The 11,377-nt window shown below is 63.5% G+C and carries 10 protein-coding genes; 4 read left to right on the plus strand and 6 right to left on the minus strand.

Annotation, left to right across the window (positions count from 1 at the left end):
- A partial coding sequence (locus tag B5M41_RS07095; RefSeq protein WP_230640016.1) for an NADP-dependent isocitrate dehydrogenase occupies positions 1-592 on the plus strand: 592 nt, incomplete at its 5' end.
- A 77-nt stretch (positions 593-669) separates the two neighbouring features.
- Here B5M41_RS07095 and B5M41_RS07100 read toward each other — a convergent pair.
- Positions 670-1,542 carry an AraC family transcriptional regulator gene (locus tag B5M41_RS07100; protein ID WP_134653311.1) on the minus strand — a complete coding sequence of 291 codons (873 nt, stop codon included), beginning with the start codon at positions 1,540-1,542 and terminating at the stop codon, positions 670-672.
- Between the two features lie 181 nt (positions 1,543-1,723).
- Between B5M41_RS07100 and B5M41_RS07105 the strand changes: the two genes are divergently transcribed.
- Entirely contained in the window at positions 1,724-2,359 is a 636-nt protein-coding gene (locus B5M41_RS07105; protein ID WP_167719555.1) for a hypothetical protein, read from the plus strand.
- 56 nt (positions 2,360-2,415) lie between these two features.
- Here B5M41_RS07105 and B5M41_RS07110 read toward each other — a convergent pair whose 3' ends face one another.
- From B5M41_RS07110 to recA, 3 genes are all read right to left on the minus strand, one after another.
- The gene (locus B5M41_RS07110) at positions 2,416-3,651 is read right to left on the minus strand and encodes a GGDEF domain-containing protein (protein WP_134653313.1); all 1,236 of its coding nucleotides are present in this window, start codon (positions 3,649-3,651) and stop codon (positions 2,416-2,418) included.
- Positions 3,652-3,771: 120 nt separating this feature from the next.
- Entirely contained in the window at positions 3,772-6,432 is a 2,661-nt protein-coding gene (gene alaS / locus B5M41_RS07115; RefSeq protein WP_134649938.1) for an alanine--tRNA ligase, read from the minus strand.
- Positions 6,433-6,742: 310 nt separating this feature from the next.
- The gene (gene recA / locus B5M41_RS07120) at positions 6,743-7,831 is read right to left on the minus strand and encodes a recombinase RecA (protein ID WP_134649939.1); all 1,089 of its coding nucleotides are present in this window, start codon (positions 7,829-7,831) and stop codon (positions 6,743-6,745) included.
- A gap of 234 nt (positions 7,832-8,065) precedes the next feature.
- Here recA and B5M41_RS07125 point away from each other — a divergent pair, with 234 nt between their 5' ends.
- The gene (locus B5M41_RS07125) at positions 8,066-9,013 is read left to right on the plus strand and encodes a carbohydrate kinase family protein (RefSeq protein ID WP_134649940.1); all 948 of its coding nucleotides are present in this window, start codon (positions 8,066-8,068) and stop codon (positions 9,011-9,013) included.
- 34 nt (positions 9,014-9,047) lie between these two features.
- Positions 9,048-9,974: a pseudouridine-5'-phosphate glycosidase gene (locus tag B5M41_RS07130; protein ID WP_134649941.1), complete on the plus strand. Its 927-nt coding sequence runs from the start codon at positions 9,048-9,050 to the stop codon at positions 9,972-9,974.
- A 56-nt stretch (positions 9,975-10,030) separates the two neighbouring features.
- Here the strand turns inward: B5M41_RS07130 and B5M41_RS07135 are convergent, their stop codons facing one another.
- Together B5M41_RS07135 and B5M41_RS07140 are read right to left on the minus strand one after the other, a co-directional pair.
- The gene (locus B5M41_RS07135) at positions 10,031-10,366 is read right to left on the minus strand and encodes a hypothetical protein (protein ID WP_134649942.1); all 336 of its coding nucleotides are present in this window, start codon (positions 10,364-10,366) and stop codon (positions 10,031-10,033) included.
- A 231-nt stretch (positions 10,367-10,597) separates the two neighbouring features.
- A protein-coding gene (locus B5M41_RS07140; protein ID WP_134649943.1) for an IS5 family transposase occupies positions 10,598-11,352 on the minus strand; the annotation gives its coding sequence in 2 pieces (ribosomal slippage) (positions 10,598-11,019 and positions 11,019-11,352; 756 coding nt in all).
- Positions 11,353-11,377: the final 25 nt, after the last annotated feature.

Raw genomic sequence — 11,377 nt, forward strand, 5'->3', positions numbered from 1 at the left:
GACCAAGAACACCATCCTCAAGGTCTATGACGGCCGCTTCAAGGATATCTTCCAGCAGGTCTTCGACGCCGAATTCGCCGAGAAGTTCAAGGAAGCCAAGATCTGGTACGAACACCGCCTGATCGACGACATGGTCGCTTCGGCGCTGAAATGGTCCGGCGGTTACGTCTGGGCGTGCAAGAACTACGACGGCGACGTGCAGTCCGACATCGTGGCGCAGGGCTTCGGCTCGCTCGGCCTGATGACCTCCGTCCTGATGACGCCCGATGGCAAGACGGTGGAAGCCGAAGCCGCGCACGGCACGGTGACCCGTCACTACCGCCAGCACCAGAAGGGCGAGGAAACCTCGACCAACTCGATCGCCTCGATCTTCGCCTGGACGCGTGGCCTTGCCCACCGCGCCAAGCTGGATGGCAATGCGGAACTGGCGAAGTTCTCCGAAACGCTGGAGAAGGTTTGCGTCGAGACCGTCGAATCCGGCTTCATGACCAAGGATCTCGCGCTCCTCATCGGCCCCGACCAGCCCTGGCTCTCCACCACCGGCTTCCTCGACAAGATCGACGAAAACCTCCGCAAGGCCATGGCGGCCTGATCGGCGTCCATAAGCATGAAAAGCCCGGCCATCGCGCCGGGCTTTTTTATTTGGGGGCGGGCTTGCCGCCGCGGGTCTCAGGACGCCGTATCGCCATCCGGCTGGAGCGGCAGGCCGATCTCCGTCAGCAGCGCCTCGGGCGCCACATCCCGCGGGCTGTTGAGATAGTGCTCGAACATCACCTCGTCGCGGATCGACCGGCCCGACGCGGGCAGCCATGCCTCGAAGAGCCAGCGATAGGCAGCACCCATATTCGCATAAGGCCCCTGATGACGCAGCACGGCATAGTCTCCGCCGGACAGCGTGCGTTGCTCCAGCGGCGGCGCGACGGCAGGCGCGGCATCGACCGTGACGCAGGCAAAGGAGCGCAGCTTGTCCTCGGCGACAAGATCGGGATCGTCGAGATACAAGCCGATCATGCGCATGCCGGGTCGAAAGAGGCCGCGCGAATAAAGCGTGCCGTAGAGCGCCTCGAAGGCCTTGCCGATGCCCATATAGGACCCGGTATGCGGAATGCAGAGCAGGTTCTGCGGCGGGAGCGTGCGGATCGTGACGTCGAACATGCCGGTGGTTTCCTCTTGGTTTTCCGTTGCGTAGGCACGGTGGGGGCCCTCCCGCCTGTAGCGGGCCGGCGGCATGCCATAGGCAGCCGAAAAGGCCCGCGTGAAGGATTGAAGGTTGGGATAACCCCATCGCGCGGCGATATCGCGAACGGGACGATCGCTGCGCACCAGATCACCCGCCGCCCGGTGCAGGCGAAGCCGCCGGACGGTCATGGCCAGCGTCTCCTTGTGAACCGCGCGATAGACGCGATGCCAGTGATGCGCGGACAGGCAGGCAATTTCGGACAGGCGGTTGAGATCCAGCTCTTTGTCCAGGTGATCGTGGATATAGTCTGAAACGCGCGTCAGACGCTTCTCGTAGGCCGCCCATATGTCATTGCTGCTCATGTCTCGCCTCCCGTTCGCATGCCTCGAACCATGGCACGGTCCAACTTCGCAAATCTTGCTCATCTGCATGGCCGCGCGGTTTTCCCTTGCGAGCGGTTTGATCCAGAGCGATGTGCATGGCAAAGTGTACCATCAGCCGCTATCCTGCGGAATTCATGGGGAGTTTCACACGGGAGACGACATGGCGCATTTCAAGATTGTCTATCAGGGTTATCCGCTCGACCTTGCCGTTGAGGAACCGCGCATCACCTTGCGGGCGAGCAGTGGATCCTGGCCCGGCCAGACGCTGGAAGACCATGTCGTCCTGGACTTGACCGTGACATCCCCAAAATTCTTCTTCGATCCCAACAATGACCCCGAGGATGACGTTTCCCAATGGTTGAACCCGGCGCTTGATACACAATGGCTCAAAATACCGGTGAAGCGCTTCGAGAACCGCGATTATCGCAGCCTGCAGGACATCCGGGCAGACTTCCAGGGCGAAGGAACGCGAAACGCCCTGACGGGTGAGGATTGGTGGGAAGCCCCCGGCCTCATCACCACCTACAGCGACGAGTTTTTCACGCGTGCGGACATCGCCATCCGTCACGACGGCAACGGCACGTTTTCGGTTCAGCTCTCAGGCACAACCCAGTTCGACACGGCCTTTGACATCGCCTTCAGTGCTCCTCTCAGCGTCAGGTTGGTGGGCTATCGCAACACGGCGACGAAGGATGAACTTTTGGGCTGGTTCGACCGCTTTCTCAAGAAAGACGACTTCACCTTCACGTCTCTGCAACGCGGTGAAGACCTCTATCTCGACGGTACGGTCAAGTGACCGCCGTCCCAATCGTGCCGAGGCTCCGGGAAATTTCCAAAGAGGACGGGCGCGGGCTAACCGGCTGCGGCCGCTCCCGCATCGGGCGCGATGGTGGCCCGCAGGCGGCTCGCGAGGTCCGAGAGGCCTGACGACGGCTGGGCCCGCTTCACCCGGTCGCGGCCCTCGTCCTTGGCGGCATAGAGCGCGCGGTCGGCAGCGGAATAGAGACGATCGAAATCGGCGCCGAATGTCTCGACATCCGCAAGCCCGATGCTCACGGAAAGACTGATCGCGCGGCCCTCCCCGTCATCCAGCGAAAGGGCGGCTATCTCGCGCCGCAGGGACTGGGCGAAAGCCTCCGCCCGATCCATGCCATGATGCGGGGCAAACAGCGCAAACTCCTCACCGCCGAAGCGGCAGAACAGCATGCCACGTTCCATTCGCGCGGAAACGGTCTCGACGAAACGCTTGAGCACGGCATCGCCCGCGGCATGGCCATAGGTATCGTTGATGCTCTTGAAACGATCGAGATCGAAGACGAGCAGGCTGCCGCCGGACCGCCCGGCAAGCCGCGCCTGCACATCATCGAGGAAGGAGCCGCGATTGGCGATGCCGGTGAGCGCATCGGTGCGCGACGCCTGACGGTACAGTGCCTCCCCCCGCTCCTTGATCAGCACCAGCATGGCGACGGCCGCCAGGATCGTATGGGCGAACAGTTCCAGCGAGAAAATCGCGAACCATGCCGAATAGGCCGTGCCGTGGCCGAAGGCCGAAGGCGCCAGCAAGGTCATGGGCACGCGCAGGAAATAGATGACGCCATGCGACACGAAGAAGAGTGCGGCGAGAAACCGCGTCGGTAGCGGGTCCGTGCGTTGGCCGCGCCAGATATCCACGCCCGTCGCCACCGAATAGGCGGTGATCATCAGCGAAATGATGATGACGCGGTTGTTCACGTCCTGCGCCACCGCATCCACGCCCAGATAGGCAACGAGCCAGAGAACCGCTCCGGACAGCACGACGACGCCGTGGACCGGGCGGTTGTCGAACACCCTGAATCCGGCCCACGTCATGGCATAGCCGAAGACGGCGAGCATATTGGCAAGCCCGACCGTCACGAGCGGATAACCGAATGCACGAAAGGTGAAAAGCAGCGTGCAGAGCGAGCCCACCCACATGGACAGGCACCAGTAGCCCGCAGCCGCATGGCGCCGATCGGTCAGCCAGACCTGAAGCAGAAAGATCCCGACGACGGTGGTCGACAGGAACGTGCACATCATCAAGGTCGAAATACTGACGAGATCTTCGATCAAAACAAAAACTCCGCGCGGCACCACGCTACACGGAAACGTTGAAGACTTCGCAAACGAACGGCGGGCCAAGGCCCGCCGTAGCGTATCAGATCGGGTCGATTCCGGCCGCCGGCCGCGCGGTCAGCCGCCGATGGCAGCGGCCACGGCGTCGATCGCCTCGGCCGCCCTGGCGCCATCGGGCCCGCCGGCCTGCGCCATGTCGGGACGCCCGCCGCCGCCCTTGCCGCCGAGCGCTTCGGAGGCGACGCGCACGAGATCGACGGCGCTGAGGCGGCCCGTCAGATCCTCGGTGACGGCGACGACGGCGCTCGCCTTGCCATCCGGCGAGACGCCGATAAAGGCGACGACGCCGGAGCCCAGGCTCTTCTTGCCCTCGTCGGCCAGGCCCTTCAGGTCCTTCGGCTCGACGCCCGTCACGACCTTGCCGAGATACTTGATGCCGGCGACATCGCGCACGCCATCGTCACCGCCGGCCGAGCCGCCGGACAGGGCGAGCTTCTTCTTGGCCTCGGTCAGTTCGCGTTCGAGCTTGCGGCGTTCGTCGGCGAGCGCCTCGACGCGGGCCAGAACCTCGCCGGGCTGCACCTTCAGTGCACTGGCAAGCGACTTCACGCGCTCGTCCTGCTCGGCGAGATAGGCGCGAGCGGCCTCGCCCGTCAGCGCCTCCAGGCGGCGCACGCCCGAGCCGACGGCACTTTCCGAGAGGATGCGAACAAGGCCGATCTCACCGGTGGCGGAGACATGCGTGCCGCCGCAAAGCTCGACCGAATAGGGCCGGTTCGCCTTGGCGCCGTGCAGGCCGGTGCCCATGGAGACGACACGGACCTCATCCCCGTACTTTTCGCCGAACAGCGCCATGGCGCCTTCCGCAATGGCATCATCCACCGACATCAGGCGGGTGGTGACCGGCGCGTTCTGCACGATGATCTCGTTGGCCATGTCCTCGATGACGCGCAGTTCCTCGGCCGTCATCGGCTTGGGATGCGAAACGTCGAAACGCAGGCGCTCGGGCGCCACGAGCGAACCCTTCTGGGCGACATGGGTGCCCAGGACCTCGCGCAGCGCCTCGTGCAGCAGGTGCGTGGCGGAGTGGTTGGCGCGCAGGCGCGACCGGCGCGCATGATCGACCGTGAGCACGACCGCATCGTCGAGCTTCAGCGTGCCGTTCTCGACGACGGCGCTATGCACGAACAGCCCCTCGCCCTTCTTCTGCGTATCGGTGACGGCAAGGCGGGCATTGTCCGAGGTGATGACACCGGTATCGCCCATCTGGCCGCCGGATTCGCCGTAGAACGGGGTCTGGTTCACGACGATCTGCACGCTGTCGCCGGCCTTGGCGCTGCCGACGGCCTTGCCGTCGACGACGATGGCCTGAACCACGCCTTCGGCCGTTTCGGTGTCGTAGCCGAGGAATTCGGTGGCGCCGTGCTTTTCCTTCAATTCGAACCAGACGGCCTCGGTCGCCTTGTCGCCCGAGCCCGACCAGTTGGCGCGGGCCTCGGCCTTCTGGCGCTGCATCGCATCGTTGAAGCCGGAGAGATCGACATTGATCTCGCGGGCGCGCAGCGCATCCTGCGTCAGGTCGAGCGGGAAGCCGTAAGTGTCGTAGAGCTTGAAGGCGGTTTCGCCGTCCAGCATGTCACCCTTCTTGAGCGTGACGGTGGCGTCCGACAGCAGCGAGAGGCCGCGCTCCAGCGTCTTGCGGAAACGGGTTTCCTCGAGCTTCAGCGTCTCGGAAATCAGCGCCTCTGCGCGCACGAGTTCCGGATAGGCGCGGCCCATCTCGCCGACGAGTGCCGGCAGCAGCGACCACATCAGCGGCTCCTTGGCGCCGAGCAGCTGCATGTGACGCATGGCGCGGCGCATGATGCGGCGCAGGACGTAGCCGCGGCCTTCGTTCGAGGGCAGCACGCCGTCGGCGATCAGGAACGCGGACGAGCGCAGGTGATCGGCGATGACGCGGCAGCTCGCGGCGGCCTCGCCCTCGGCCTTGGTGCCCACCGTTTCCTCGACGGCGGCAATCAGCGTGCGGAACAGGTCGGTCTCGAAAACGCTCTGCACGCCCTGGAGGATGCAGGCCATGCGTTCCAGGCCCATGCCGGTATCGATGGACGGACGCGGCAGCGGACTGCGCTCGCCGGGCGCGGTCTGGTCGAACTGCATGAAGACGAGGTTCCAGAACTCCAGGAACCGGTCGCCGTCCTCTTCCGGCGAGCCCGGAGGGCCGCCCCAGACATGCTCGCCCTGGTCGATGAAGATTTCCGAACAGGGGCCGCAGGGGCCGGTATCGCCCATCTGCCAGAAATTGTCGGAGGTCGGGATGCGGATGATGCGGTCGTCGGAGAAACCGGCGATCTTCTTCCACAGCAGCGCGGCCTCGTCGTCATCGGCATAGACGGTGACGAGAAGACGATCCTTCGGCAGGTCGAAGCCCTTGGTGACGAGCGTCCAGGCATGCTCGATCGCCTGCTCCTTGAAGTAATCGCCGAAGGAGAAGTTGCCGAGCATCTCGAAGAAGGTCAGATGACGCGCGGTATAGCCGACATTGTCGAGATCGTTGTGCTTGCCGCCGGCGCGCACGACCTTCTGGGCCGTCGTCGCCTTGGTGTAGGGCCGCGTCTCCAGCCCCGTGAAGACGTTCTTGAACTGCACCATGCCGGCATTGGTGAACATGAGCGTCGGATCGTTACGCGGCACAAGGGGGCTGGAGGCCACGACCTCGTGCCCGTTCTTGCGGAAATAGTCGAGAAAAGTCGACCGGATGTCATTCACGCCGCTCATATCGCGTCCTTCATCTTAGCACTGTCTGCACCGGAACCGGCGCGTCATCCACCCAATTGCCCCACAGCGACGCGACACCGCCTCGCCGGCCGGAGTGCCCGCCCGGAAGGCCTTGTGGACCGTCCATCCGCGAATTCCGTCGAAACCGCGCTTCGCCCGACGCCTTCCGAAGGAAGGCCTGAAACCGCGGGCATGCGCGAGAACTGAAGGCTTTTATCGTCCGGCCCGGCACCTGTCCAGACACGAAGAAACCGGCCCTTCGCGAAGAAAGGCCGGTTTTCCGTCGTTTTCCGAAAGCGTTGCGGGAAGACTACATGTTCGCCGCGTCTTCGGCATCGTTCGGATCGGGACCGCCGTTTTCCAGGAAGCGATCGGCGATGAGACCGGCATTCTGACGCAGCGACGTCTCGATCTCGCGCGCGAGGTCCGGGTTGTCACGCAGGAACGTCTTGGCGTTCTCGCGGCCCTGGCCGAGACGCTGGCTGTTGTAGGAGAACCAGGCACCCGACTTTTCGACGATGCCGGCCTTGACGCCGAGATCGATGAGCTCGCCGGTCTTGGAAACGCCCTCGCCATACATGATGTCGAATTCGACCTGCTTGAAGGGCGGCGCCATCTTGTTCTTGACGACCTTGACGCGGGTCTGGTTGCCGATCACCTCGTCACGCTCCTTCACCGCACCGATGCGGCGGATATCGAGACGCACGGAGGCGTAGAACTTCAGGGCGTTGCCACCCGTCGTCACTTCCGGCGAACCGTAGACGACGCCGATCTTCATGCGGATCTGATTGATGAAGATGACCATCGTGTTGGATTTGGAGATGGAGGCCGTCAGCTTGCGCAGCGCCTGGCTCATCAGGCGGGCCTGAAGCCCCGGCAGGCTTTCGCCCATCTCGCCTTCGATTTCGGCGCGCGGCGTGAGTGCCGCGACCGAATCGACCACCAGCACGTCGATGGCGCCGGAACGGACCAGCGTATCGGTGATTTCCAGCGCCTGCTCACCGGTATCCGGCTGCGAAATGAGGAGGTTCTCCAGGTCCACGCCGAGCTTGCGGGCATAGACCGGATCCAGTGCGTGCTCGGCGTCCACGAAGGCGCAGATGCCGCCCTTCTTCTGCGCCTCGGCGATGGTCTGCAGTGCCAGCGTCGTCTTGCCCGAGCTTTCCGGCCCGTAGATTTCGATGATGCGCCCCTTGGGCAGGCCGCCGATGCCGAGCGCGACATCCAGGCTGAGCGAGCCGGTCGAAACCGTCTCGATCTCCACCACGCTGTCCTTGCCGCCGAGCTTCATGATGGAGCCCTTGCCGAACGAGCGCTCGATCTGGGAGAGAGCCGCTTCGAGTGCCTTGCTTTTATCCACTGTTTTATCCTCTACGAGCCGCAAACTGTTCTGTGCCATTTTGTCCACCTTTAGGTTATTGAAGCAAGACAGGCAACGAACCCGCCGATGAAAGCTATGTACACATTTTGTTCTCTTTTTGCAAGGACCGTTCATCCATTTGAGTGAATTGGCAAATCAGGCGTGTGTTCTACTTTCGTTTCAAGTGGATGATCGTGGATTGAAAACAACGGTTTGACCGCCCTGCAACCTGCCTGGGACGGACGAATCGGCATGCGGATGCGAAGGACTGTGATGACGGACAGAACGATACTGGTGATGGGCGGCGCCCATGTGGACAGGCGCGGGCGCATTGCCGGCGAGACGGTGCCCGGCGCCAGCAATCCGGGCGGGTGGTTCGTGGAAGCGGGCGGCGGCGCCTTCAATGCGGCGCGCAATCTCGCCCGGCTCGGCCGCCGCGTGCGGCTGGTCTCGCCGCGTGGCGGCGACACGGACGGCGAGATCGTCGCGGCCGCCGCACAGGCGGCGGGCGTCGAGGACACGCCCTTCACCTTTCTCGACCGCGCGACCCCGAGCTACACGGCGATCATCGAGCGCGACGGCAACCTCGTCATCGCGCTGGCCGACATGGAGCTTTACCGGCTGTTTTCGCCGCGCCGGCTGCAACAGCGCGCCATGCGCGAGGCGATTGCCGAAGCGGGCGCCCTGCTGACCGATGCCAACCTGCCGGCGGAAACGTTGGAGGCGATGGCAGCGATGGCGCGGGAAGCCGGCATTCCGCTTGCCGCCATCGCCATTTCGCCGGCCAAGGTCGTGCGCCTTGGAAAAACCCTGCCCGCCCTCGCCTTCCTGTTCATGAACGAGGCGGAGGCGCGCACGCTCTGCGGCGCCAGCCCGGAAAACCCGGCCGACTGGCCCGACGCGCTGCGCGCCGTTGGCCTTCGCGCCGGCGTGGTCACGCGCGGCGGCAGAGGCGTCATCGCCTTTGACGAGAAGCGTGCCGCTTCGGTGGTGCCGCCGGCCATACCGGCGCTCGGCGATGTCACCGGCGCGGGCGATTCGCTCGCCTCCGGCTTTCTCGACGCGTGGCTTCGCGGGGTGCCGATCGACGAGGCGTTGCGCCATGGCGTTGCCGCCGCCGTCATCACCGTGCGCTCGCCGCTCGCCGTTGCGGAGGAAATGTCGCAGACGGCCCTTGCCGACGCACTTTCTCTTGTGCCGCCTGCCGAAATCCTGTCATGAGACTTTTTTGCCCAAAATCCTTCAAGGACATCGCATGACCAGACCCGTCTCCTCCCTCCTGCCGATGCAGTATTCGGACGAAGTCGCCGCCGCCAAGGCCCGCGGCGCGCCGATCGTCGCCCTCGAATCGACAATCATCACGCACGGCATGCCCTATCCGGGCAATCTCGATATGGCGCGCAGCGTGGAGACGATCATCCGCGACAACGGCGCCGTGCCGGCCACCATCGCCGTCATCGAGGGCGTGCTGCATATCGGCCTGGAAGCCACCCAGCTCGAGGCGCTCGCGCAGACCAAGGGCGCGATGAAGGTATCGCGCGCCGATATGGCGTTTGCCATTGCCGAGCGCCGTACGGGCGCGACCACGGTCGCCGCCACGATGATCGGTGCTGCGCGCGCCGGCATCAGGGTCTTCGCCACCGGCGGCATCGGCGGGGTTCACCGCGGCGCGGAAGAGACCTTCGACATCTCGGCCGACCTCGAGGAACTCGCGCGCACTGGCGTGATCGTCGTCTGCGCCGGCCCCAAGGCGATCCTCGACATCCCCAAGACGCTGGAGGTGCTGGAAACGCGCGGCGTGCCGGTCGTGACCTATGACAGCGCCATCTTCCCGGCCTTCTGGTCGCGCGATTCGGGCCTGAAGAGCCCGCTGACGCTCAACAGCCCGGCGGCGATCGCCAACTTCCAGACGGTGCGCGACCAGCTCGGCGTCGACGGCGGCATGCTGATCGCCAATCCGGTGCCGCAGGCCGACGAGATCCCGCGCGAGGAGATGGAAATCTACATCACCCGCGCGCTCGACAATGCCGAGCGTGACGAGATCGCCGGCAAGGCCGTCACGCCCTACCTGCTCGACAGCCTGTTCCACCTGACCGACGGCCGCAGCCTCAAGACGAACATCGCGCTCGTGGAGAACAATGCCCGCCTGGCGGCAGAGATCGCCGTCGCGATGGTGGCCTGATAACGACGTAGCGGCCGGTTTGATCCGGCCGCTTTTCGCTACGCGACGTGGGAACACTAGCGATGCTTGGCGAACAAGTCTCGTTGGGCTTGGTTGATCGCGCCTTCGTTCCAATCCACTTCACGCTTTGACGGCGGGATGTGGTCGCGCCGACGGTCATTGTCGTAAAACAGAGTGCCATGGATGCCAAGCGCATCGCGCTTCAGGATTGGGCGGCTCCAGATTGGCGCCAACACAGCACCGGCCATTTCCTCTCCAAGTCGGTCGAGCAAATCCTCGGCCAGTTCGATATCTCGTCCGTTCGGGAAGATTGCTTCAAACTCCGCCTCCGTCGCCTGGAAAAGGCTGTAGGTAGCGTTGTCAGCATCATCGATGATCTGGATGTTCTTCATGTCGCCGTTTTGGCATTGATAGAGCCCCGCTGCAACCGAAGTCAGTGCTATTCGGCCGGACGCTATACAAGCAGTGAAATTGCATCGAGCGAACGTCCGGACATCAAAAAATCAACCGTGCCATCGCAACCAGAGAAGATCAACTCGCGAATAGCTTCTCCGGCATGATCCATCTCGCCACGACCAGATACTGGCTCAATTTTATCCAAGCCTAGGCTCAGGACTCATTGATTAAAGCCAGAAGATGACGGTTGCTGCGATGCAGATGGCTGAGAAGAAAGTATGCGCGCACCGGTCGTATCGGGTTGCGATGCGCCGCCAGTCCTTGAGCTTGGCAAAGAGGTTCTCGACCTTGTGGCGTTTGCGGTAGAGCGCCTTGTCATAGGAATATGGCACCTTCCTGCTGCGGCTTGAAGGAATGCAGGGTTCGATGCCCTTTGCCTCCAAGGCTTGCCGGAAGGTCTTGCTGTCATATCCACGGTCAGCAATCAGCGTCCTGGCTGGTGGCAAGGCATTCAGCATGAGACGAGCGCCTCTATGGTCGCTCATCTGGCCCTCACTGAGCAGCATGATGATCGGGCGTCCCTCGCCGTCGCATACGGTGTGCAGCTTGGAGTTCAGTCCGCCTTTGGTTCGCCCGATACGACGGGGAACATCCCCTTTTTGAGCAGGCTCGCCGCCGTTCGGTGTGCTTTCAGATGTGTGGCGTCGATCATGATACGCTCCGGCCTTGGGCCTTCACCGGCCAGCGCCGAGAAGATGTCGTCGAATACGCCAAGGCGGCTCCAGCAGATGAACCGGTTATAGAGCGTTTTGTGTGGCCCGTAGTCTTTTGGCGCGTCCTTCCATTGCAGGCCATGCTTGATGACGTAGACAATGCCACTGACGACGCGACGATCATCGACGCGGGGAACGCCATGAGCCAGGGGAAAATGCGGTGCGATCCGAGCCATCTGGCTCTCGCTCAACAGAAACAAATCACTCATCACGGTCTCCTTCCAGAAACCGTGA

Origin of the sequence: Shinella sumterensis (genome assembly GCF_004514425.2) — a bacterium.
GTDB lineage: Bacteria > Pseudomonadota > Alphaproteobacteria > Rhizobiales > Rhizobiaceae > Shinella > Shinella sumterensis.